A 23,402-nucleotide genomic window follows, 5' to 3' on the forward strand; every position below is an offset into this window, starting at 1 on the left:
TTGTACCTTTGCGCCGTTTTTTTAAGCCAAACTAATGAAACATATACTACACTACTTACTTTGGCTATGCCTAAGCATAGAGGTAGCCAATGCACAAACTAATATCCAAAGTGTTATAGCTCTTTTTGCTGAAAAACCTTCTGTAGAATGGGCACCCCCTATTCCTAACTCACCTTCTATGCTCGTACAATGGCAAGCGCGAACTACTTCTAAGGAATTTCGCTCGTTTGTAGGCTACTACCAAGACCATTTTATGGGCGTCATCAGCTTTGACAAACAGCAGTTAAGCGGTGAAGTGTTTTACAGAGGAAACTCCTATGTGTTGGGTACTTCCCCCCAAGGAATGCTTACTGTTGAGGCAGTAACCGATGAGCACGATTGTGGTGCGAGTTCTTTGGGAAAACAAGCACTCAGTGCACGCAATTTCTTTCCCGAAAGCGATGAAGATAAGAATGACCCTCCTATCGAGCAACCAGAGATTTACAATTCACTTTATCCTAAAGCGCTCATTCACACTGATGGGGTGTTTAGACATTACCGCTTGGCAATACCAGTAGATTATAGTTATTACAACTCTAAGCGTTTCAATAGAGAGATAAATAAAATCAAAACGTTTTGGTATGCTACTATTACCTTTTTGAATGAGTTATATCGGAATGATGTAGGTGTAGATTTCACCTTAGTAGACGATGAAGCGCTTATCATCACTACCCCCGAAAAAGAAATGTTCCGCCGAGGAACTCCTGCTAATGATGTGGTGAATGACGGTACTATCACTCTCAACAAACGTTACGATAAAAACAAATACGATATAGCGGTGATTATCACCGATTATCGCGAGAACTACAACGGTTTAGCAGCGGTTTATGCGGCTTATGAACAACACCAAAAAGCCAATGCGGCAGCACGCCCCATAAAGCCTTCTACCATTGCCCACGAAATAGGACATATGTTTGGTGCAGACCATACATTTTCTAACGGAGGACAGTATTCTAGCAAAACTGAAACTGGCTCGGGTCAATCGATTATGAGTTACGGTCACGAGCACCCTCGCGATTTCTTTTCGCTTATAAGTCTGCAAGAAATACGCAAATTCTTGGGTAACTCTATGGCTTATTACGCCGATGAAGCACGTACCCAAGAGGCAGGCAAGCGTGTAGAGGGAACAGGCTCTAATCTTGTTTATGGAGTAAAGAGTAACAACCGCCCCCCAGTGCTTGATAGAACGCACATTAAGAAAACCTATACTATCCCTGAAGAAACATATTTCCAATTCTACCTGAACGCTACCGACCCCGAAGGCGATGCGCTTACTTATATAGCTCACCCCGCTGATAGGCGTTTTCACTCTACCAAATCTAACGCTCGTTTTATGACCTACAAAGGAAAATCTGATGGTAATATATGCTTTGAAACCACTTGGTTTGAGAGTGAGCGCAATACCTTTGTACCTATAGGAGCTGCCGATTCTTACAAAAAAGGTACTTTCACCTTTTGGTTAGCTGCCGCCGATCATAACAAAGACAATAGCAACCACGTAGTGAAATACGATGTAGAAGAGGTACAAGTGAAAATAGTCAAAGGTAAACCTTTTGAAATACAAAATTTCGACAATGGTAGTTGGGAGCAGAACAAGACCTACAAAGGAGGTCAGACAATTTTGCTTCATTGGCAGGTAGACGAGGCTATTTTTACCAAAGATAGTAAGGTACGTATCCTTCTTTCAACCGACTTTGGTAAAACCTATAAGTATGTATTGAAAAAAGAAGTAGCTAATAATGGCACTTGCCAAGTAGAGCTTCCCAATATATCCGTAGGTACTACTCGCGGACATTTTGGCAAACAAAGAGGACAAGGCATCATCAAAATAGAAGTGATTGATGGCTTGGCTTATGCATTGTCTTGTACAAAGCCTTATCACGTAGGAGGTTTTATGATACAAAAAGACTCTACAAAACCTGAAACTACGCCAGAACCAGAACCTCAGCCCAACCCTCAGCCCAACCCTCAACCACAACCCAGTCCGTCAGACTCTTCTGACTCATCAATATTACCTAATGCAACAGCAATTATATACAATGCTGTCTCAACCACTAACCCCGAGAACTATTTTAAAATAGAAAATGCTGACGAAGATCGCCCTATCTCGGTGCTCATCTTCGATGAAATGGGACTCAAAGTATACGAGAACAATTATTACGGCAAAAACGGTGAAGTGTTTAGGGGCTACTCTAATCTAAAAACTATAAGTAACAAACCTCTTGCAGGTACTTATTTCTATATAGTTATTTATTATAAAGATGGTAACTTAGAAGAAAAGAAAGGATTCCTATATGTAAGATAATAGGAATTCTTACCTGTTAACTAATACTAACGACTAATAACTAACAACAAATGAAAATATCACGACTTTTACTACTCTGGTTCTTCGTAGCAGGAACCATAAATGCACAACAAAAAGCTACTGAGGTGATACGCCTTTTTGGTACAAACACCTCAGTACAATGGAATGTTCCTATCGAAGGAAAATCTATATCGCTCAACTGGCAAGCACGCCCCAATAGCCTTGCTCAAGAAGGTTTCCGCACTTTCGTTGCCTATCACAATGGCAATTTTGCAGGAACGCTCTCAATGAATAAAAATACCCTATCAGGTGAAGTATGGCACGATGGTCATTCTTATTTCATCAACACTGAAAACGGGATACTGAAAGTTACTACCGATAAAGAACACTTCACTTGTGGCACTTGCGCCGATGGGCAATGTTCTCAAGCTACAACGCCCACTTCCCAAAGACTACCTATGCAAATAGTACCTACTAATGCAATGACTGCACGTGGAGCAATTTTGCGCGAAGAGGCACTTCCGTCAGACGACAAAAGAGTGCTTTACAATACCAATGTACTCAGAACCTATCGTTTGGCAATGCTCATCGATTACAGTTTTTACAAGGAACGTTGTTATGGTGATATAAATAAGGTAAAAGAATTTATGACAAAAGTAGAGGCAGGGCTCAACGAGGTATGCGGTAGAGAGATTGGCTGTCAATTTGCTTTGGTGAATGACCCTCGTCTTATCATCACTACTAAAGACAAAGAAATATACGATCACCCTGTGGTGAGAGAGGTATTGAATAGAGCGACTTCAGATTTTAATAATCTTATAGGCGAAGAGAATTACGATGCAGGTATTGTCTTTTCTATATACAGTGATAACCGTGGTTTGGCGCATTTGGGTGAAATTACAGGAAAGCTAAAAGGAGGCTGTATCGCCAATCACGAGTTTTATATCATCCTTCACGAATTAGGACACTTATTAGGCTCCGCACACACTTTTACCATAGGAGGGGCAACAGCTTCTTCTCATACCGAGCCCGATAGAGGGAACTCTATTATGAGTTACATCAACGACCCTAATGGCACTTATTTCTCTCTTCCGTCTATATACACCATCCGCAACCGTACCAATTTGCACGATGCTTATTATAGCGATAAAGCTCGTACTCAGTTGGTAGGCTTGCCACAGGACAATATCCCTTACGGTGAAGTTTCTACTAACCGTGCCCCCGTGATCCAACGTTCTACATTAAAGAAGGAATACAAACTGCCCCCTAACACTTACTTTCAATTCAATATAGAAGCAACCGACCCCGATGGCGACCCCCTTCTCTATATGGCACATCAAGCCGATTTTAATCAATTTGGCAAAGCGCGTTTCCCTTCTAACCGTCCTACCGAGAGCAACCATATAGAGTTCTATCAACCCTATAGAAAAAATGGATACAATGAATGGGAACCTGTTCCTTATAAGTTCACAGATAAAAAAGAAACCGGAGTTTTTACCTTTTGGTTAGGCGTATGCGACGGTAAAATAGGAGCTTACAAAAACGGAAAACCTCACGTAGCGCTCTATGATGTCTATGAAACCAAAGTGAATATAGTAGGGGGAACGCCTTTCAAGATTACTTCTGTAAGCAAAAGTAGTGCGGGAAAATACAAACGAGGTAAAGAAGTAACCCTTCATTGGGATGTAGATAAAAATATTTTTGGCAACAATAGCAAAGTGCGTATACTCTTCTCTGAGGATAACGGCAAGACCTACAAATATGTATTAGCTGATGGAATATCTAACAACGGACAAGCTACGGTCATTTTTCCTACACAAGCTAAAGGGTGGAAAAATTATAATCTTTTTGTAGAAGGACTCTTTAAAATAGAAGTACTCAACCATATTGCCTATGCTGTGAGCACTGACACCCCAGGCACTTTGGATATGCACAGCCCTGACATTATTTTTAAAAATTTGCCTGAGCCTGTGATAACTGTTAAAAAGAATGCTATTCCCGAAAAACCTAACGTTACCGCCGAATCTCATTATTGTGGTGCTAATAAAGTCGCTCAGGTAACTTTTTCAGAAGAAGACCATACTACCTACTTGTTGCGCAAATGGGTAGCAACAGATAAATGTAGCCACTCCGCTACAGCACAGCAATTTATCTATTACGAAAAAGAACCACCTACTAAAACCTTACGATTTGTAGCTCCTCTTCCTGAGGATAAACACGTACAATGCAGAGGCGATATTCCTGCTAAAACTGAAGTAAAAGCAGAGGGTGCCGATAACATTCACATAGACTATGAAGAAGAGTTTAAAGAAGGTGACCGTAAGTCCTATAAACTCACTCGCTCTTGGATAGCCTATGCCGATGGAGCTTTGCCTATCCGTTATACCCAACAAATTTTCCTCAGGGACACTCAAAAACCAGTACTATCGTCTTACCCTCCAAGTATGACCGTAAAGAGCGACGCCGATGTACCTGTAAGAGAAAACCTCACAGCAACCGATAATTGCGATGGAACTTTACAAGTAGAGTCAAGCCAAAGCAATGAAACTAAAGACGGTAAAAAAATAATACGCTACGTGTGGTTTGTAGAAGATAGTGCTCATAACGAAAACCGTTATGAACAAGTAATCACTATTGACCCTAACGCTCAAAATCCTCAACCCCAACCCAACCCTCAACCACAACCTCAACCACAACCTCAACCACAACCACAACCACAACCCCAACCCAACCCCCAACCCAACCCCCAACCCAACCCCCAACCACAGCCTCAACCACAGCCTCAACCACAACCACAACCTAATCCGTCCGACCCGTCCAAATCACCCTCTGCGGCACTTATAATATATAATGCTGTCTCAACTACTAACCCCGAGAACTATTTCAAGGTAGAAAATGCCGATGAAGATCGCCCTATCTCATTACTTATTTTTGATGAAATGGGCTTAAAAGTATACGAAAATAACCACTATCAGCAAAATGGTGACTATTTCAGAGGCTACCCTAACGTAAAAGGAGTGGTAGGTAGCAAACGCTTAGCGGGTACTTATTTTTATGTGGTTACCTACTATTTTAAAGGACAACAACAAACCAAAAAAGGAATTTTATATGTAAAATGATACTACTAAAAATATAATTGATGAATGAATAAGATAGATATTTTATTACTGGTAATTCTGGCTTTCGGAGCTGTACGTGGCTTTATGCGAGGGGTTATCATCGAAATGGCATCGCTATTAGCTATTGTGATAGGTATCTATGGGGCGATACACTTTTCGTTCTTTACTGCCTCGTTGTTAGACAAGATTCTACCTGCCGAAAAGCAAACCTTAGAGATTTTTGCATTTGGTATTACCCTCATTGTATTAATGCTGGGGGTAATGCTCTTAGCTAAAGTCCTTACCCAGATGCTCAAAATTGCCGAACTCGGTCTCCTGAACCGTTTAGCAGGAGCCTTGTTTGGTTTACTCAAAGTGGCTGTAATTGCAGGGTCGATGTTCTTGTTTTTAGAGCGTACCTTTCAAACCGAAAAGTGGCTCTCAGTCTCCGCTTTGAGTGAATCTCTTCTGTACAAACCCGTAAAGAGTATCAGTCAAGTAGTATACGCCAATGTATTTCCCGAGAAAGAGAAAAAAGAACAGAAAAGTGAATAGTAAATGGAAGGGTTAGTCTATAAATCTACAGGAAGCTGGTACACAGTGAAGGACGTCGCTATGGGGCAATTCTACGAGTGTCGCATCAAAGGCAAATTCCGCTTAAAAGGCATTAAGAACACAAACCCCATAGCCGTGGGCGACCGCGTGCTCTTTCGTTTGGAAGAGAGCAACAGAGGCGTCATTACCGAGATAAAAGAACGCGATAACTACATCATTCGTAAATCAGTAAACCTCTCTAAGCAAACTCATATCATCGCTTCCAATATCAACCTCGCTTTCTTGGTAGTAACCCTCAACAATCCGCCTACCTCTACTACTTTCATCGACCGTTTTTTGGTAACTGCCGAAGCCTATGGTATCAAAACCGTATTGCTTTTCAACAAAGTAGATACTTATACAGAAGACGAGCTCTCCGAAGTGAAATACCTCGCTTCAATATACCGCAAGGCAGGTTATGAATGTATAGGTATTTCGGCTACTACGGGCAAAAATATCGATAAGGTAAAAGCTACTATGGAAGGAAAAACCTGCGTGGTATCAGGGCATTCTGGTGCGGGCAAGTCTACTCTCATCAATGCCATAGCTCCCAATTTACATCTCAAAACTGCCGAAATCTCTCAGCAACATCAGCAAGGTCAGCACACTACCACTTTTGCCGAGATGTTCGATTTGCCTTTTGGGGCACGCATTATCGATACTCCAGGTATCAAAGGCTTTGGTATGGTAGAAATCGAAAAAGAAGAACTCACCGACTATTTTCCCGAGTTTTTCGCTCTCAAACACCAATGTAAGTTCAATAATTGTCTCCATACCGATGAACCCCAATGCGCTGTAAAAGCCGCCTTAGACCGCGATGAAATCGCTTGGTCGCGCTACAAAAGCTATCTCCAAATCCTAAAAGGCGAAGAAAGCGTATACCGAGAAGGCGAAGGAGAGTAACGCAAAAAACAATATTAAATTAAAACACCTTCCTCTTACAAGCAACAGACCTCCGATAGGAGGTCTGTTTTCTTTCGTTTTATTTCTGTGTAAATATCCTTTATAGCAGTTTGAAAATCAAATCTTTATATAGCTATCCTATACCAATCGTCCAAGATTCGTATAAGCTTCCTATAAGCTACCTATAAGCTCCCTACTACTAAAAAAGAGGTTATTTAAAGAATAAATGTGGGAAAAGAGTTTCGATTGATTTCTTAACGAAAGCTATTTTTAATGTTGCTCTGAGAAATCCCCAACCATAACTAAAAAACTGTACCAAAAGCGCCCAAACCGATAAAAATCCTATCTTCACACTGCGGTTCTCTCGGGCACTGTCCCACCCTATCAATATAAAATAAGAAACGTATACAAGCAAGGGAGCGATGTGTCCAAAAAAGACTAACAGTATAGCGCCACAAAGTCCCAAGGCAAAGCAAGTAGGCAACCAAAAAGTCAGCTTGCGCGTTTGTGGGTGCCAATGGTTAAGGATAGCCCGCGTTTGTCCAAATTTACTCACTTGGGTACGGAATTTCGCCCACGAAATGCGCCGTTTGTGAAACACAAAAGCGGTAGGAATAAAAGCCGAATCAAAACCCTTTTCCCAAAGGCGTATCACTAAATCAGGGTCTTCACCAGGGTGTATTTTCCCAAAACCTCCCGTCGCCTCAAAAGCTTTACGCGATAAACCCATATTAAAACTGCGAGGTTCAAACCGCTGAATACGCTTTTGGCTACCGCGAATGCCCCCCGTAGTCAGCAAAGAAGTCATCGTATAGTTAATAGCTTTCTGAATATTGGTAAAGTCATCAGTAGCAGTATCCGAGCCCCCAAAACAATCTACGTAATGGGCTTGCAAGAAGTCATCTACTGCTTCCAAATAATGAGAAGGCAAAATGCAATCGGAATCTAAAATGAGAAAATAATCGTGCTGAGCGCGTTGCATACCGTAATTGCGCGAGTCGCCCGGACCTGTATTAGGCTTAGAAAGATAAGTAATCGATAAATCGTTTTGGTATTTTTTACATATCTGCTCTGAGGTAATAGTAGAGCCGTCCTCTATCACTACTACTTCAAAATCACCTTCGTAAGTTTGTGATACAAGGCTGTTTAGCAGTTCGTCAAGTTCCTCAGGACGATTGTATATAGGGATAATAAAACTATATTTCATCTGTTAAAGTAATGTTAAAATTAAAAGATTTTGTAACATCTCTATAATACCATACGTATAATATGCGTATAAGAATCGACAAAATTAAGGATTTTTTCTGAATGAGACAACTAAAAATTACCAAACAGGTAACCAACCGTGAAACCGCGTCTCTTGATAAGTATTTGCAAGAGATTGGTCGTGTAGATTTGATTACTGCTGATGAAGAGGTAGAATTGGCACAACGCATTAAGGCAGGCGATGTAGCCGCCTTAGAAAAACTCACCAAAGCCAATTTGCGCTTCGTGGTATCAGTAGCTAAACAATACCAAAACCAAGGGCTTACCCTGCCCGACCTTATCAACGAAGGAAACTTAGGGCTCATTAAAGCAGCACAACGCTTCGACGAAACCCGTGGATTCAAATTCATTTCCTACGCCGTATGGTGGATTCGCCAATCTATTCTCCAAGCCTTAGCCGAACAATCGCGTATTGTGCGCTTACCGCTGAATAAAATAGGTTCTATCAACAAAATTAACAAGATGTATGCTTACCTCGAGCAAGCCAATGAACGCGTACCTTCAGCCGAAGAGATTGCGCGCGAACTTGATATGTCAGTAAATGATGTGAAGGAATCTATGAAGAATGCAGGTCGCCACATCTCTATGGACGCACCTTTGGTAGAAGGAGAAGACTCTAACCTTTACGACGTGATTCGCAGTAATGAGTCACCTAACCCCGATAAGGCTTTAATATTAGATTCTTTGCGCACCGAAATTGAGCGTGCGCTCGAAACGCTTACCCCTCGCGAAGCCGATGTAGTTCGTTTGTATTTCGGTCTTTCCGACCAGCACGCAATGACCCTCGAAGAAATAGGTGAAACCTTCGACCTCACTCGCGAACGTGTACGTCAAATCAAAGAAAAAGCAATACGTCGCCTTAAACACACTTCCCGTAGTAAAATTCTAAAAACATATTTAGGATAATGATTAATGGTTAGAGGATAATGATAAATTAACCACTAACCATTAATCATTAATCATTATCAAATGGACTACACTTGGAACTTTAAACCACTCCCACCGCAAGCCATTGTCGCTACTTTGCAACAAGAGCTCAACATCAGTGAGCCTTTGGCGATTCTTTTAGCACAACGAGGCGTGACTACCTTTCAGCAAGCAAAAGATTTCTTCCGTCCTACACTCTCACAATTACATAATCCTTTCCTGATGAAAGGAATGAAAGAAGCCGTTGCTCGTTTAGATCGAGCCTTAAAAAGTAACGAAACAATCCTTATCTATGGCGATTACGATGTCGATGGTACTAGCGCCGTTTCTTTAATGGAGCGCTATCTTAGCAACTTCACTTCTAAATTGCACACCTACGTCCCTGACCGATATACCGAAGGCTATGGTATTTCTTTTCAAGGAATAGACTATGCCGAGGCGCAAGGTTGTACCCTCATCATTGCGCTCGACTGCGGTATCAAAGCCATTGATAAAGTAGAATATGCCAAAGGAAAAGTCATTGACTTTATTATTGCCGACCACCACCGTCCTTCGGAACAAGTGCCCGATGCTATTGCCGTGCTCGACCCCCAGCAAGCTGATTGTCCTTACCCATATAAAGAACTCTGTGGTTGTGGTTTAGGGTTTAAATTAGCCCAAGCTTATCACGAGTATTTACAACGCCCGTTCAGCGAACTCATTCCTCTTTTAGACTTAGTAGCCGTCGCTACTGCTGCCGATATCGTACCAATGAACGGCGAGAACCGTTGCTTGACGTACTTTGGTTTAGAAGTACTCAATAATAATCCGTCGGCAGGCGTAAAAGCGCTTTTTGGTGAGCACCAAGGTAAAATTACCATAACCGATGTAGTGTTCAAAGCAGCACCTCGTGTGAATGCAGCAGGACGTATAGAACACGGCAAATACGCCGTTGCTCTCCTCACCGAAACTGATGAAGAACAAGCTGTACTTAAAGCTAAGGAGATAGACGCACTTAATACACATAGGAAAGAGCTGGACAGCAGTATCGCCACCGAAGCTCTCAACCAAATAGAGGCAAATGGCGAGCAAGAACACTATACGTCGGTAGTGTTTAATGAAGAATGGCATAAAGGGGTGATAGGTATTGTCGCCTCTCGCCTTATAGAGCATTATTATCGTCCTACGGTAGTCTTTACTAAGAGCGGTAATAAATATGCTGCTTCAGCGCGTTCGGTACAAGGATTTGATATTTACGAAGCTTTGGAAAAATGCAGTGAGTATTTGGAGCAGTTTGGTGGTCATAAATACGCTGCCGGACTCACTTTACTCCCTGAACAGTATCCGCTTTTCAAAAATGCCTTTGAAGAAGTAGTAAAGCAAACCATAGACTCTTCGCTTCGCATTCCCAAACTCTTTATAGATACCGCTTTGCCATTGAGCAAACTTACCCCAAAGTTGTATAACGTACTCAAACAGTTTGAGCCTTTCGGTCCTCTGAATCTCCCTCCGCTTTTCTATGCCGAAAACGTAATAGATACCGGCTTTGCCAAACGTATCGGTAAAGATGAAGAACACTTAAAACTCACTTTAAAAGAAGTAGGCACTACCTCGTATTACGATGCAGTAGGCTTTGGCTTAGCACATAAACTCCCCATAGTAACCTCTGGCAGACCTTTCAGCATAGTATATTCAATAGAAGAAAATGAGTGGAATGGCAGAGTAAGTTTGCAGTTACAAATAAGAGATATAAAATAAAAAAGAGGTTATCAGAATACTTTCTAATAACCTCTTTTTTATTTGTTTCCTTACCTATTTCAAAGCCTCTAACGCTTTAACGTAGTTAGGTTCGTCTGTGGTTTCAGCTACTTGTTCTGTATAAACCACTTTCCCTTGCTCATCTAAAACTATTACACAACGTGATAATAACCCTTTTAAGGGAGTATCAGTAAAGACAATAGGGTAATGCTTTGCAAAATCACCTCTAAAGTCTGAAAGCATAGTGAGATTATCTATTCCTTCAGCAGCACAAAAACGAGTAAGTGCAAAAGGAAGGTCTTTGGATACACAAAGGATAGCTACATTACTGAGTTTAGAAGCTTCCACGTGAAATTTGCGCACAGAAGCTGCACATACCCCCGTATCTACACTCGGAAAAATATTTAGTACAACTTTCTTCCCTTGAAAGTCTTTGAGTGTTACTTCAGCTAAATCATTCCTTACAGCTGAAAAATTAGGAGCTATAGTACCCACTTTGGGAAGTTCTCCAACAGTATGAGCTGGTTGTTCGTGAAACGTAATATTTGCCATAAAATATAGTTATTATTAATAATATGAAAATCAACAAAAATAGTGCCAAGTATTAAGTTTATAATAGGATTATTATTGAATACTTTCTGCAATGATATATCCACCCGTCCACGCATTTTGGAAGTTAAACCCTCCAGTAATAGCATCAATATCTAGTACTTCTCCTGCTAAATAGAGCTGAGGGTGTAGCTTGCTCTCATAAGTTTTAAAGTTGATTTCAGAGAGTTTTACACCACCTGCTGTTACAAATTCTTCTTTGAAGATAGCTTTGCCCTCTATGGGAAAACGATATTGGGTAAGAACTTCTGCCAGCCGACGCAATTGTGTTTTGTTGAGCTCTGCCCACACTTGTTCAGGGGCGATACCAGCATTTTCTAAAAGAGCAGACCATAAGCGTTTGGGGAGTTCAAAAAGTGAGAAGCTTTGCATTGTTTTGCGTCCGTTGTGTTGTTTAAACTCTTGGAGAACAGAGAGCGTTTCGTCATAAGAAAGCGCCTCTGTGAGGTTAGCGGTGAAATTTACTTCCATTAAGCATTGGTAGTTACATTCAGCTAGCGCACGAGCCCCCCAAGCCGAAGTGCGCAATACCGCAGGTCCGCTAAAACCCGTATGGGTGAAGAGTAGCGGAGCAGTCTCAGTTATTTTTAGTGATTTTCCTTCTTTGCTAAGCAAACGTACAGAAGCATTTACAGCAATACCCGATAGTTCTTTTGTCCATTGGGTGGAAGTATGAAAGGTAAACAACGAGGGGACTGGTGGTATGATAGTATGCCCCAAATTAGCTAACAATTGCCATATTTTAGGATTACTGCCAGTGGTAATGACTACATTTCGAGCAATGTAGGTCTGCTTGGGCGTACTTACTTGCCAACCTTCGGGAGTAGGAGAGAAGGCTTGTACATTTTGCTCAGCGAAGAGCTTTATATGATGTTTTTTTATTTCGTTGAGGAAGCAATTTACAATGCTCTCCGAAGTATTAGAAATAGGAAATACACGACCATCAGCTTCAGTTTTGAGAGGGACACCGTGAGCTTCAAACCAGTCCATTGTATCACCACACATAAAACGGAGGAAGGGACTGAGGAGTTCCTTACTACCACGAGGATAGTTCTTTACAAGTTCTTGAGGAGTAAAAGTAGCGTTGGTGAGGTTACAGCGTCCTCCGCCCGAAATGCGCACTTTGTGGAGTACTTCTTTGCTTTTTTCGAGGATAGCAATATTAAAGTTAGGGTGTTTTTCAGCAGTATTAATAGCGGTGAAGAAGCCAGCAGCTCCTCCACCGATAATAAGAAGGTCGTACATAGTTATTTTACCCCAATAAAATTGAACTTATCGTCAAATTTAAGTTCTTGATCGTCGGTAAGTTCTGCTTCATATTTCTTTTTACTAAGGTTGCGCGATACTTCTTTGATAGATTCAAAAGGGAAAGTGGCACGTACGTGTGCTAATATTCTTTCGGGTACTACGTGATCAGGCACTTTACCGTGACGAGCTTTAAGCTCTTTCCAATCGCCATCGCCGTTAAACTCTATTTCAAGTCCATCGCGAAAGATGACGGTGTACTCTTCGTCCTTGTAATCGGTGTCTTTCCATACCGAAGCGATGTGGTCTACCAAAAAATGCTCGCGCACAAAGTTGATAGCATCAGCAGGGAGGTCGTTAAAAGTTACTTTTTTGTCTTGTGCTGAGGCTACGCTGAAGGTAAGTGTAGCAGCAATGAGTAATAAAAAATGTTTCATTTTAGTCGTCTATTTTTAAGAATTTACCATTTAAGTTAAAAATGAGTTCTACTCCGTTAGAAAGGTCTACTTCGTATTTAGTACGCCCTTTTTTAATTTCTTTAACGATTACATTAGGGTAGTTTTTGTGCACGTACTTAGTAATTTTTGTAGGAACGATCTTGGGTGAAACTTGTCCGTTGCGTGATTTCACTTCTTTCCAATTGCCATCAGCACGAAACTCTATTTCTGTGCCATCAGCAAAGAGCACGGTGTAGTCCTCTACTTTGCCTTTCTCGGTATCTTGCCATACCGAAACGATGCTATTAGCAGAAAAATGTTGCTTAATAAAACTTTGTGCACTGGCAGGCAAAGTACTTATAGGTACGAGGCCTTCGTCTTGAGCGGTAGCCACTCCAAAAGCAAGTAAAGAGAAGACCACTGTTGATAATGTTTTGAATGTATTCATCTTTTTATAATTGATATGTTTAAGGCGACAAAGGTAGCTAAAAATAAAAAAAGTACCAAATGAATGGTACTTTTTATTAGTCGTCTATTCTTAAAAATTGTCCTTTAGCATTGAATTCCAAATCGAGTCCGTTAGCGAGTTCTACCTCATAGCCATAGCGTTTCTTTTGGATTTTGTAGATATCCGTTTGAGGGTAGGTTTTCTTTACGTACTGAGCGATACCATTAGGAATAAGTTTTGCAGGTATAGCCTGAGTGCGAGTTTTCACTTCTTCCCAGTCTCCATTGCTATAGAATTCAATTTGAGTACCATCGTTAAAATACACTTTGTAATCTTGGTCGTGGAAATCGTCGTCTTTCCATACCGATGCGATATCATTTACTTTAAAGTGTTGTTTCACGAAAGCTTGCGCCTTAGCTGGTAATTGTTCAAAAGTAATAGGAGTGTCTTTAGCTGATACATCTTGTACTGCTATTACAGTCAATAAAAAAGTGGCAATAATTGATACTAATTTTTTCATCGTTTAATCTGTTTTTAAGTTTAACGGGGCAAAGATACTACCTAATTTTGGAAAGAATTGGGAATAATTATCCTTCCGTCTACCATCACTAGCTTTCTATCTGCCATAGTAGCCAATTCTTCGTTATGGGTGACGATTACAAATGTCTGCTGGAACTCATTACGCAGTTGGAAAAAGAGTTGGTGTAGTTTTTCAGCACTTTCGGAATCGAGGTTCCCACTGGGTTCATCGGCAAATACTACCGAAGGGTGGTTCATCAGGGCGCGTGCTACCGACACTCGTTGTTGTTCGCCTCCTGAAAGGGCATTGGGCTTATGGTCGGCACGCGAGGTGAGGTGCAAAAAGTCTAAGAGCTCCATCGCGCGCTTTTCGGCTTCTTTCTTACTTATCCCTTTGATGAGTGCAGGAATACATATATTCTCCAAAGCAGTGAACTCGGGCAACAACTGGTGAAATTGAAAGATAAAGCCTATGTGTTCATTGCGGAATTTTGCTAAGGCTTTGGAGGATAACGACAATATATCCGTACCATTAATCACCAACGATGATGGTTTATTGGTGTCTGGACTGTCCAAAGTACCTAAGATGTGTAACAGGGTGGTTTTTCCTGCTCCTGAAGCTCCTACTATCGATACAATTTCGCCTTTGGAAACGTTCACCGATACGCCTTTGAGCACTTCTAAATCTTTATAAGTTTTATGAATATTGGTAGCTTGAATCATTTATTTGGCATTTTGATAGATATATACTTCGGTAGCGCCTATGCCGTATTTGGCATATTCGGCATCGTAGAAAGTAACGTTAGAATAACGTCCTAACAGGAATTCTAATTCGGTGCGCAACACGCCTTCGCCTACTCCGTGAATAAACACTACGCGTTGGATACGCTGTGCAATGGCAAACTCTAACTGCCGGCGAGCGGTTTCGAGTTGTAGGGTAAGCTTATCGTAGTTGGTCATATTCCTAGTAGAATTGACCAGTTGCTCAATGTGCAAATCTACTTCCATTGGAGGGATATTACGCTCTTTTTTAGTGAGAGGCGATTTGTTCTTGCGCTTGCTCACCACATCTTTGCGCAAACTCTCTTCATCTATATTCGTAAAAGCACCTTTTAAAGGCGCTTTCTCTTCAATAACTATTATTTCCTCAGGGCGGTAAGTTAATTCAAACCCCTCAGTAGTAAGCACTGTTACCTGCTGAGGCGTAAGGCGCACGATGTGTCCTTTAATGGTATCGTCTAATACTTCTATGTAATCTCCTATGTTCACAGTGCGAGGTGCGAGGTGCGAGCCGCACGGGCAGTTAATTTGCTAATTATCTTCTCGGTTTCTTATTTTCGTCGCTGGGTCTTGAAAATCTTCCTCATTTTTAGAGGGTAGGTTGCGCGAAATGCGATAGATACCTATCATCAGTAGGCTTATGCCTATGATGAGTAACGCTTGGTCGTATTTTGGGAAAAGATAACGCGACAGTGCTATCAATATCCCTAAAATCATTAATATATAATTCATAAATTCGATTTATCAATTTGTTAATTTGCTCATTGGCTAATTAGCTAATTGCCAATATTCCTTTTGCGAGTTCAATCATTCTTGGGTCGCCCGTGTGTTTGTTAGGCTCGTCTGAAAGTTTTACAGTAGGCACCCACTCATTGTCGCTAGTGAGTACTTCGGTGAGCTTCATTACTATGTTCATCGGGCGTAAGCCTACATCATTAGTGAGGTCGGTGCCTATACCAAATGAAATTCCTATGGTACCTTTACAAGCCTCAGTAATAGCCTGTACTTTCTTAGGGTTAAGTCCGTCAGAGAAGATAATGTATTTTGATAGTGGGTCTATACCCATTTTCTTGTAGTGTGCTATTGTCTTTTCAGCAAAAACGATAGGGTCGCCACTATCGTGACGCACACCGTCGAACAACTTGCTGAACTTCTTGTCGAATTGCTTGAAAAACACATCGGTAGTATACGTATCGGATAGTGCTACCCCAAGGTCGCCTCGGTACACATCTACCCAGTGTTCGAGAGAGAGTGCATTAGCCATTTTATAGCTGTACTCAGCTGCGTGGAACATAAACCACTCGTGAGCGTGAGTACCTATGGGTTTTACCTTGTATTTCATCGCAAAATGCACGTTGCTAGAACCTATAAAGGTTTGGTTGTAGCCTTCCATTAAAGTGTGCATCACGATGTCGTGCACGTGATACGAATGGCGACGGCGGGTACCAAACTCGGCAAATACCACTCCTAATTCTTTGTATAACAGTTCTTTTTCACGAGTATTAGCTATCACCTGCTCGTCTGTCCAAGCGGTCGCTTTGGTGAGTTTATAGAAGAGCTCGCTAATTATAGAAAGTAGGGGCACTTCCCAAAGTATCGTGCGATACCAGTAGCCCTCAACAGTTACCTGCAAGTCGCTACCGTTTTGTTCGATATGCACTTCCGAAGGGTCATAGCGATACCCTTCCAAAAAGTCTAAATACAGCGGACTCAAATAGGGGCAGTTATCTATCAAAAACTGCTTTTCGGCTTTGGTGAGTTTCAGTTTTGCCATATTGTTCACCTCTTCTCTCAAAGCCTCAGCAAAGCCATCGGGGAATTCGTGTTTGCCACGGTTGATAAAAGTGTAACGTGCCTTGTTTTTAGGAAATAACTGCACTACGCCACATTGCATAGTGAATTTGTAAAAATCGTTGTCTAATAATGAGTTTAGGATTGCAGACATATATTTTCAATTAACAATTTACAATGGATAATTAGTAAGTTCAAAAAACTTATTTTGGGCAAAGATAATAAATAAATTGCAATTATAACCGATTGCTTCCTAATTCTATTCCACCTATTTTTCGTCTTAACTTCGGTTTAGATTCGTCTTAGGTTCGCTTTAGCTTCGATTAAAAAGGAATTAAATGTAGATAGTAATCATTTAGAATGATTTCTCTACCTGATTCAATGCATCTAAGATAATATCACAGCCTTCTTTTATTTCTTCATCGGTGAGGGTAAGTGGAGGAGAAAGTCGTACGGCGCGGTGTTCAAACAACAGCCAATACACGATGAGTCCCCTATCCTGACAGTAATTCACTACAAAATCGGCGATTTCGGCAGTCTTAACAATAACTGCTAACATCAGTCCTTTACCGTTCACGCTTTCAATGAGTGGGTGTTGCAAATACTTGCGGAAGAGTTTTTCTTTCTCCAAGGTTTGAGCCATTAGGTCGGTAGTGAGTAGCTGGTTGAGGGTTGCCAACGAGGCTGCTGCTATCACGGGGTTACCTCCAAAGGTAGTGATATGCCCCATTTTAGGACTGTTTGCCAACAGCTGCATACGCTCATACGACGACACGAATGCCCCTACCGGCATACCGCTTGCCATACCCTTGCCTATTGCGATAATATCGGGGGTAAAGCCATAGTTTTGGAAACCGAAGAGCTTGCCGGTACGTCCGAAACCTGGTTGTATCTCGTCGATGATAAGCAGGGCTCCCACTTCTTCACAACGGCGTTTTACCTTGATAAGATAGTCGTTTTGGGGTTCGATAAATCCTGCTCCTCCTTGGATACTTTCCAAGACTACCCCTGCGGTACGTTCGGTGATTTTGAGGATATCGGCTTCGTTGTTAAACTCTATAAAATCTACATCAGGAATAAGCGGACGATAAGCGCGTTTGCGTTCTTCATAGCCCATTAGGCTCATCGAACCTTGTGTATTGCCGTGATAAGCGTTTTTGGCAGCGATGAGTTGAGTTCTTCCCGTAGCGCGTTTGGCTAATTTCACCGAGCCCTCAATAGCTTCCGTACCGGAGTTTACCAAATAGGTAGTATTGAGCTCTGGTGGTAACTGCTCAGCGAGAAGTTTGCAGAAATCTACCGCCGGTTTTTGTACATACTCGCCGTATACCATCACGTGCATATAGGTAGCGCACTGCTCTTGGATAGCCTTCACTACCGCAGGGTGACAATGCCCCAAAGTGCAAGCCGATACGCCTGCCACAAAATCTAAATAACGCTTGCCATCGGTAGTATAGATATAACTACCTTCGGCGCGTTCTACCTCCAACAATCGCGGATAAGGTGAGGTGGGGGCTTGATATTTTAAAAAATCTTGTTGTTGATTCATTATTTTTTTCACTATTTACTCTCCAAGAGTCTTAATTATTATCTAACATTTTTATTATCTGGCATTTCTTCCATCATTGTCTTTGTAAGTTCTTCTGCTTCTATCCAGTGAATTGTTAAATCAATAAGTTGTTTCAGAAAAGACAAGTCCTTATCTTCCCAAACTCTTATATAATGAGTTTCATCATTTCCCAACCATACAGCACGTTTTGCAACATTTTTAATATTAGTATCACTAATATGTTTATTGATAACCTGCATTAAAGGTGTTTTTTTTATACTTTGTTCTTCTGAAGGATTATTTTTTATAGCATAATCCTTTATGAGAAACTCTAATGCTTTTCTATATCCAACGCCTGTAATTTGATCAAGTTTATTTTGCTCAGCAGAATTTGCTTGGTTATAGATAATAGAGAATTGAGGAGATATTGTTTTTATAATCTCGCTAAATTCTTTTTCTAAAAAAGTCCCTATAGATATTTCTCTTAGAACGCCTTTGTAATAATAAGCTATAAAACCTTTATTACAATCACTATTAGTACATTGAAAAAAAGCTTCAATTTTTTTCGTTCCAAAATAATAATATTCTAACCCACTTATATATTTAGGTATTTGATGCTTATGACAATGAGGACAAATATCCGGATATTTATCTATATTTTCAGCATATTCATTATGTGTTATAATTTCCATATTTACAAATTCTAATATTTTTTCACTTTGTCAAAATCCTTAAGTATAACAAAGTATGCGGTGTATGCATTGTCAGTTGCTAATTTCAACTTTGCCAAAGTGTGAAACTTTGCCAGAGTATGCGACGCAACCATTGTCAATTGTCAATTATCAATTGTTAATTGTCAGAAAGCAATCTATCCAAGCTTACAATGTCTTGAATGAGCACTTGTCTTGCCTTACTGCCTTCAAACGGACCTACTACACCTGCGTGTTCTAATTGGTCGATGAGGCGACCCGCGCGGTTGTAACCTAATTTCAGTTTGCGTTGCAAGAGGGAAGCCGAACCTTGTTGCGCATTCACTACCACTTCGGCAGCTTCACGGAACATAGGGTCACGCTCCGAGGGGTCGAAGTCTAAATCTACACCCTCTCCCTCAGGTCCTACATACTCAGGAAGCAAGTACGCATCGGGGTAAGCGCGCTGTGCCCCAATGAAGTCGGTAATGTGTTTTATTTCGGGGGTATCTACAAAAGCACATTGTATACGTACGGGTTCATTCCCTTGCGAGTAGAGCATATCACCTCGTCCAATGAGCTGTTCTGCTCCTGAGCCGTCCAAGATGATTTTAGAGTCTATTTTAGAGCTTACCTTAAAGGCAATACGCGTAGGGAAGTTGGCTTTAATAATACCAGTAATCACGTTGGTCGATGGGCGTTGAGTAGCGATAATCAAGTGAATACCAATGGCTCGGGCAAGCTGTGCCAATCGTGCAATAGGAAGTTCTACCTCCTTGCCTGCTGTCATTATCAAGTCGGCAAACTCATCTACTACCAATACGATGTAAGGTAAGAAGCGGTGTCCCTCGTTAGGGTTTAGCTGTCGCGCTTTAAACTTAGCGTTGTACTCTTTGATGTTCCGCACTTGGGCATTTTTCAGCAGTTCGTAGCGGTTGTCCATCTCTATACAGAGGGAGTTCAGCGTGTTCACCACCTTTTTGTTATCGGTAATAATTGCTTCTTCACTATCGGGTAATTTAGCGAGGAAGTGACGTTCTATACGCTCAAATATCGAGAGCTCTACCTTTTTAGGGTCTACTAACACAAACTTCACTTCGGCTGGGTGCTTCTTGTAGAGTAGCGAACTGAGCACTACATTTATCCCTACCGATTTACCTTGTCCGGTTGCCCCCGCCATCAGTAAGTGAGGCATTTTGGTAAGGTCGGCTACAAAAGTTTCGTTGCTAATTGTTTTTCCGAAGGCGATAGGAAGTTCCATTTCGGCGTGTTGGAATCGCGGTGCGGTAATCATCGTGCGCATATACACCATTGTAGGCTTCTTGTTTGGTACTTCAATACCTATCGTACCTTTCCCTGGAATAGGTGCGATAATACGAATACCAAGTGCTGCCAATGAAAGAGCTATGTCGTCTTCTAAGTTCTTGATTTTTGCAATACGTGTCCCCGCTTCGGGTACAATCTCGTAAAGAGTAACAGTAGGACCTATGGTCGCCTTTATCTTCTCTATTTTAATTTTGTAATCGTTCAGCGTTTGTACGATTGTATTCTTGTTTTCCTCCAATTCTTCTTGGTTAATAACAATACCACTGTCTTTGGGGTCGTCTAAGAGGTCGAGTGTAGGGAAACGGTAATCGCTAAGTTCTAACGTTGGGTCATACTCTCCATAGTTCTCTACCAATTGCTTAGCCAGAGCCTCGGGGTCTATTGCCTCTGTTGGCTGAGTAGGCGTTACTGTAAAATCAGGTTGTTCCTCTTCGGGAATATTAGTGATTTCCAATCCTCCCTCTTGCCCATCAAGGCGCGGAATTTCCTTTTTATGGGTAAAAGGGTCTAACTTTTCGTTTTCACCTTGTGGAATGATAAAGTCTAAATCACCCTCATCAGTAGTAAATTCTATGGAGTTAGGCTCTTTTTCTATACTTTCAAAGCTGTTTTCCTCCTCATCGCCTTGCTCCTGTTCTTCTTCTCCTTCGCGTTTCAGTTTAGAGAATGTATTTTGGAAGAAAGCAACAGCCTTTTCAGTAGTGAGATTTAGTTTGAAAATGCCATAGAGTACCACAATAAGTACCAAGAGGAGTATAGTGCCTAATTTGCCCAAATAGTCTTGTAGAAAATGGTTTAGTTCATAGCCCGAAACACCTGCTAATATGGTAGCTTTCCCTCCCAAAAATCCTAAGGCGGTTGAAGTGAATACCATTAACAGAATCCCCCAGAACCAGCGGTTTAGCAATGGCTTTTTCATATTCAGGATAAGTTTCATCCCTGAGAGAAATAGAAGCCACACAGGAAAGATAACTGCCAGCCCAAAACCTTTATATACAAATAACTGCCCCAAATAGGCTCCTATCTTACTGCCTATATTGTCAGCAATTTCTTCCCGATTGCTCAAATCTGCCCATCCACTTTGGTCAGTCTGCCACGAGAAGAAGAATGACGAAAAGGTAAATACCAAATACAGCGATAGCAGTACTAAAAATACGCCAAAAGCCAATTTGCGCTGTTGAGGTTTATTAGTATCCTTCTTCTTCTTTTGTGTTTCTTGTGGTTGTTTCTTTTTAGCCATTTATAGTTAAGCGTTTTTTCAATTAAATTTTATGTAACGTCAGTTCAATTGCGTTTTATCTACTTGATTCTGAACCTCATTTATGCTAATTTCTGAGACGCAGTCTCACTCCTTGTATTTCACTTCTTCCAAAAACTGCACCTCATACAAGTTGCGGTAATAGCCGTTTTCTATTTGTAACAACTCCTCGTGATTGCCTATTTCCACTATCTTCCCTTTGTCTAATACTATTATTCTATCAGCTTTTTTCACGGTGGTAAGGCGGTGCGCAATGATGATGGACGTGCGCCCTTCGGTCATCTTATCGGTAGCCTCTTGTATGAGCTTTTCCGAATGCGAATCTACTGAAGATGTTGCCTCGTCCAAAATAAGAATTTGTGGTTTGTGTACATAGGCGCGCAAGAAAGCTATCAGCTGGCGTTGTCCTGCCGAAAGCATAACCCCACGCTCTTTCACGTTGTAATGATATCCCTCTGGCAAACTCATCAAAAAGTTGTGAACTCCTATACTCTTAGCAGCCGCAATCACTTCCTCTTCGGTGATAGCAGGATTTTTCAAGGTGATATTGTTGTAAATACTATCGGCAAATAGGAATACGTCTTGCAACACGGTAGCAATGTGCTCTCGTAGCGAACTGAGAGTATACTCCTCAATGTTCACCCCATCGATGTAAATCGCCCCCGAAGTCAAGTCGTAAAAACGGTTTAGCAAATTAGTGATAGTGGTCTTCCCTGCACCCGTTGCCCCTACAATCGCAATGGTTTCGCCTTCTTTTACCTCAAAACTAATGCCGTGCAAGATTTCTTCTCCTGCTACGTATTCAAAACGGACGTCTTCAAACTTAATATTACCTTTCACTTCCTTCAACTCTTTCTCACCTCCAGTTTCAGTATCTGTTTCAGTATCCAAAATAGCAAATACGCGGTCAGAAGCGATAATGCCCATCTGCAAAGTGTTGAACTTATCGGCTATATGCCTAATAGGTCGGAATAACTGTTGTGAAAGCTGTATAAAAAGGAAGATATTCCCTAAGTCGTACACGTTATCTCCTATAATTTGCCGACCGCCAAACCACACAATCAGCGCAATGGTAATCGATACACACAAGTCGCCAATCGGAAAGAAAATAGAGTTATACCATATCGTTTTCAGCCACGCCTGTTTGTGTTTCTCGTTTATCTTTTTGAAATTCTCCAATTCTTCACGCTCTTGCGCAAAAAGTTGTAATACTTTAATACCCGAAATGCGCTCTTGTACAAAGGCGTTTAGGTTTGCCACTTGGTGACGTACCTCCACAAAAGCAGCGTTCATTGAACGTTGAAACCAACGCGTAAAGTACAAAATAAGAGGCATCGTAGCATAGCTGATAAGCGCCAATTTCCAATCAATTACAAACATTACAATCGTGATAACAAACATTTTCAGTATATCGCTTGCCATCTCAAAAAGCCCCGAACTGAAAATTTCGCCTATCCGTTCCATATCGTTCACCGCACGCGTTACCAATACCCCTATGGACGATTTGTCAAAATACCGCATCTTAAAGCGCAACAAGTGCGCAAAAAGCTTTTCGCGTACATCACGTATTACCGTTTGTCCCAGCCAGTTAGAGTAATAAGAAAACAGAAACTGCATCGTTACTTCCGCGCATAGCAAAGCTATGAGTATGTACACAATGCGCACTAAACCCTCGTAATCCTTAGGAGTGATATAATTGTCAATCGCTACTTTTATCAAGTAAGGTTGTGCGGTCGAAAAGATAGACGATAGCACCGCAAAGAGAGCTACGGCTATAAATACCCCACGATAAGGTTTTACAAAGTGCGACAGCTGACGAAAAGTATGTTTAGTGCGAGATGTTTTTTCTGACATTGTTTTCTTTTAAGGTGGCAAAATTACG

The 23,402-nt window shown here is 41.3% G+C and carries 20 protein-coding genes; 6 read left to right on the forward strand and 14 right to left on the reverse strand.

Going from position 1 to position 23,402, the window contains the following annotated elements:
* Positions 1–34 precede the first annotated feature (34 nt).
* The 4 genes from HMPREF9072_RS02825 to rsgA are packed head-to-tail and all read left to right on the forward strand — an operon-like array spanning position 35 to position 6,939.
* Positions 35–2,344 (forward strand): reprolysin-like metallopeptidase, encoded by a 2,310-nt coding sequence (locus HMPREF9072_RS02825; RefSeq protein WP_009410434.1) that lies wholly within the window; start codon positions 35–37, stop codon positions 2,342–2,344.
* Between the two features lie 50 nt (positions 2,345–2,394).
* Entirely contained in the window at positions 2,395–5,463 is a 3,069-nt protein-coding gene (locus HMPREF9072_RS02830; RefSeq protein WP_009410435.1) for a reprolysin-like metallopeptidase, read from the forward strand.
* 24 nt (positions 5,464–5,487) lie between these two features.
* A complete protein-coding gene (locus HMPREF9072_RS02835) occupies positions 5,488–5,997 on the forward strand; it encodes a CvpA family protein (RefSeq protein ID WP_009410436.1) in 510 nt (169 codons plus the stop codon).
* A gap of 3 nt (positions 5,998–6,000) precedes the next feature.
* Positions 6,001–6,939 (forward strand): ribosome small subunit-dependent GTPase A, encoded by a 939-nt coding sequence (gene rsgA, locus HMPREF9072_RS02840; RefSeq protein WP_009410437.1) that lies wholly within the window; start codon positions 6,001–6,003, stop codon positions 6,937–6,939.
* A 211-nt stretch (positions 6,940–7,150) separates the two neighbouring features.
* On the opposite strand, the gene HMPREF9072_RS02845 is transcribed toward rsgA, so the two are convergent.
* Positions 7,151–8,146, reverse strand: coding sequence for a glycosyltransferase family 2 protein (locus HMPREF9072_RS02845; RefSeq protein WP_009410438.1), 996 nt, complete (start codon positions 8,144–8,146; stop codon positions 7,151–7,153).
* A gap of 101 nt (positions 8,147–8,247) precedes the next feature.
* On the opposite strand from HMPREF9072_RS02845, the gene HMPREF9072_RS02850 reads away from it, so the two are divergent.
* Together HMPREF9072_RS02850 and recJ are read left to right on the forward strand one after the other, a co-directional pair.
* Positions 8,248–9,111 carry an RNA polymerase sigma factor RpoD/SigA gene (locus HMPREF9072_RS02850; RefSeq protein ID WP_002673542.1) on the forward strand — a complete coding sequence of 288 codons (864 nt, stop codon included), beginning with the start codon at positions 8,248–8,250 and terminating at the stop codon, positions 9,109–9,111.
* A 63-nt stretch (positions 9,112–9,174) separates the two neighbouring features.
* Positions 9,175–10,869, forward strand: a complete 1,695-nt coding sequence (gene recJ / locus HMPREF9072_RS02855; protein ID WP_009410439.1) for a single-stranded-DNA-specific exonuclease RecJ — start codon at positions 9,175–9,177, stop codon at positions 10,867–10,869.
* A gap of 54 nt (positions 10,870–10,923) precedes the next feature.
* On the opposite strand, the gene tpx is transcribed toward recJ, so the two are convergent.
* The 13 genes from tpx to HMPREF9072_RS02920 form a co-directional block, all read right to left on the reverse strand.
* Complete coding sequence (tpx, locus tag HMPREF9072_RS02860; protein ID WP_002673532.1) at positions 10,924–11,421, reverse strand: thiol peroxidase; 498 nt, start codon at positions 11,419–11,421, stop codon at positions 10,924–10,926.
* 72 nt (positions 11,422–11,493) lie between these two features.
* Positions 11,494–12,723 (reverse strand): NAD(P)/FAD-dependent oxidoreductase, encoded by a 1,230-nt coding sequence (locus HMPREF9072_RS02865; protein WP_009410440.1) that lies wholly within the window; start codon positions 12,721–12,723, stop codon positions 11,494–11,496.
* 2 nt (positions 12,724–12,725) lie between these two features.
* A complete protein-coding gene (locus tag HMPREF9072_RS02870) occupies positions 12,726–13,160 on the reverse strand; it encodes a PepSY-like domain-containing protein (RefSeq protein ID WP_009410441.1) in 435 nt (144 codons plus the stop codon).
* Position 13,161: 1 nt separating this feature from the next.
* The gene (locus HMPREF9072_RS02875; protein WP_009410442.1) at positions 13,162–13,608 is read right to left on the reverse strand and encodes a PepSY-like domain-containing protein; all 447 of its coding nucleotides are present in this window, start codon (positions 13,606–13,608) and stop codon (positions 13,162–13,164) included.
* A 76-nt stretch (positions 13,609–13,684) separates the two neighbouring features.
* Positions 13,685–14,128 (reverse strand): PepSY-like domain-containing protein, encoded by a 444-nt coding sequence (locus tag HMPREF9072_RS02880; RefSeq protein WP_009410443.1) that lies wholly within the window; start codon positions 14,126–14,128, stop codon positions 13,685–13,687.
* Positions 14,129–14,169: 41 nt separating this feature from the next.
* The gene (locus HMPREF9072_RS02885) at positions 14,170–14,850 is read right to left on the reverse strand and encodes an ABC transporter ATP-binding protein (RefSeq protein ID WP_009410444.1); all 681 of its coding nucleotides are present in this window, start codon (positions 14,848–14,850) and stop codon (positions 14,170–14,172) included.
* A complete protein-coding gene (locus HMPREF9072_RS02890; protein WP_009410445.1) occupies positions 14,851–15,396 on the reverse strand; it encodes a Smr/MutS family protein in 546 nt (181 codons plus the stop codon). It abuts the gene before it with no gap.
* 42 nt (positions 15,397–15,438) lie between these two features.
* Positions 15,439–15,639: a hypothetical protein gene (locus HMPREF9072_RS02895; protein ID WP_009410446.1), complete on the reverse strand. Its 201-nt coding sequence runs from the start codon at positions 15,637–15,639 to the stop codon at positions 15,439–15,441.
* A 40-nt stretch (positions 15,640–15,679) separates the two neighbouring features.
* The gene (gene pncB, locus HMPREF9072_RS02900) at positions 15,680–16,852 is read right to left on the reverse strand and encodes a nicotinate phosphoribosyltransferase (RefSeq protein ID WP_009410447.1); all 1,173 of its coding nucleotides are present in this window, start codon (positions 16,850–16,852) and stop codon (positions 15,680–15,682) included.
* Between the two features lie 201 nt (positions 16,853–17,053).
* On the reverse strand, positions 17,054–18,247 hold the full coding sequence (locus HMPREF9072_RS02905; RefSeq protein ID WP_009410448.1) for an aspartate aminotransferase family protein: 1,194 nt from the start codon (positions 18,245–18,247) through the stop codon (positions 17,054–17,056).
* Between the two features lie 38 nt (positions 18,248–18,285).
* Positions 18,286–18,939, reverse strand: a complete 654-nt coding sequence (locus HMPREF9072_RS02910; RefSeq protein WP_009410449.1) for a DUF4145 domain-containing protein — start codon at positions 18,937–18,939, stop codon at positions 18,286–18,288.
* A gap of 157 nt (positions 18,940–19,096) precedes the next feature.
* Positions 19,097–21,502 (reverse strand): DNA translocase FtsK, encoded by a 2,406-nt coding sequence (locus tag HMPREF9072_RS02915; RefSeq protein ID WP_009410451.1) that lies wholly within the window; start codon positions 21,500–21,502, stop codon positions 19,097–19,099.
* A gap of 105 nt (positions 21,503–21,607) precedes the next feature.
* Positions 21,608–23,374 (reverse strand): ABC transporter ATP-binding protein, encoded by a 1,767-nt coding sequence (locus HMPREF9072_RS02920; protein ID WP_009410452.1) that lies wholly within the window; start codon positions 23,372–23,374, stop codon positions 21,608–21,610.
* Between the last annotated feature and the right edge of the window lie 28 nt (positions 23,375–23,402).

This window comes from Capnocytophaga sp. oral taxon 324 str. F0483 (genome assembly GCF_000318315.2).
GTDB lineage: Bacteria > Bacteroidota > Bacteroidia > Flavobacteriales > Flavobacteriaceae > Capnocytophaga > Capnocytophaga ochracea.

Excerpts from the sequence above, each read along its gene's own strand:
- HMPREF9072_RS02825 (WP_009410434.1), top strand. The coding sequence starts at position 35 with ATGAAACATATACTACACTACTTACTTTGGCTATGCCTAAGCATAGAG.
- recJ (WP_009410439.1), top strand. The coding sequence starts at position 9,175 with ATGGACTACACTTGGAACTTTAAACCACTCCCACCGCAAGCCATTGTC.
- HMPREF9072_RS02915 (WP_009410451.1), bottom strand. The coding sequence starts at position 21,502 with ATGGCTAAAAAGAAACAACCACAAGAAACACAAAAGAAGAAGAAGGAT.
- HMPREF9072_RS02875 (WP_009410442.1), bottom strand. The coding sequence starts at position 13,608 with ATGAATACATTCAAAACATTATCAACAGTGGTCTTCTCTTTACTTGCT.
- HMPREF9072_RS02910 (WP_009410449.1), bottom strand. The coding sequence starts at position 18,939 with ATGGAAATTATAACACATAATGAATATGCTGAAAATATAGATAAATAT.
- HMPREF9072_RS02845 (WP_009410438.1), bottom strand. The coding sequence starts at position 8,146 with ATGAAATATAGTTTTATTATCCCTATATACAATCGTCCTGAGGAACTT.
- HMPREF9072_RS02850 (WP_002673542.1), top strand. The coding sequence starts at position 8,248 with ATGAGACAACTAAAAATTACCAAACAGGTAACCAACCGTGAAACCGCG.
- HMPREF9072_RS02895 (WP_009410446.1), bottom strand. The coding sequence starts at position 15,639 with ATGAATTATATATTAATGATTTTAGGGATATTGATAGCACTGTCGCGT.
- HMPREF9072_RS02830 (WP_009410435.1), top strand. The coding sequence starts at position 2,395 with ATGAAAATATCACGACTTTTACTACTCTGGTTCTTCGTAGCAGGAACC.
- HMPREF9072_RS02885 (WP_009410444.1), bottom strand. The coding sequence starts at position 14,850 with ATGATTCAAGCTACCAATATTCATAAAACTTATAAAGATTTAGAAGTG.
- HMPREF9072_RS02870 (WP_009410441.1), bottom strand. The coding sequence starts at position 13,160 with ATGAAACATTTTTTATTACTCATTGCTGCTACACTTACCTTCAGCGTA.
- pncB (WP_009410447.1), bottom strand. The coding sequence starts at position 16,852 with ATGTCTGCAATCCTAAACTCATTATTAGACAACGATTTTTACAAATTC.
- HMPREF9072_RS02865 (WP_009410440.1), bottom strand. The coding sequence starts at position 12,723 with ATGTACGACCTTCTTATTATCGGTGGAGGAGCTGCTGGCTTCTTCACC.
- tpx (WP_002673532.1), bottom strand. The coding sequence starts at position 11,421 with ATGGCAAATATTACGTTTCACGAACAACCAGCTCATACTGTTGGAGAA.
- HMPREF9072_RS02920 (WP_009410452.1), bottom strand. The coding sequence starts at position 23,374 with ATGTCAGAAAAAACATCTCGCACTAAACATACTTTTCGTCAGCTGTCG.
- HMPREF9072_RS02880 (WP_009410443.1), bottom strand. The coding sequence starts at position 14,128 with ATGAAAAAATTAGTATCAATTATTGCCACTTTTTTATTGACTGTAATA.
- rsgA (WP_009410437.1), top strand. The coding sequence starts at position 6,001 with ATGGAAGGGTTAGTCTATAAATCTACAGGAAGCTGGTACACAGTGAAG.
- HMPREF9072_RS02835 (WP_009410436.1), top strand. The coding sequence starts at position 5,488 with ATGAATAAGATAGATATTTTATTACTGGTAATTCTGGCTTTCGGAGCT.
- HMPREF9072_RS02905 (WP_009410448.1), bottom strand. The coding sequence starts at position 18,247 with ATGAATCAACAACAAGATTTTTTAAAATATCAAGCCCCCACCTCACCT.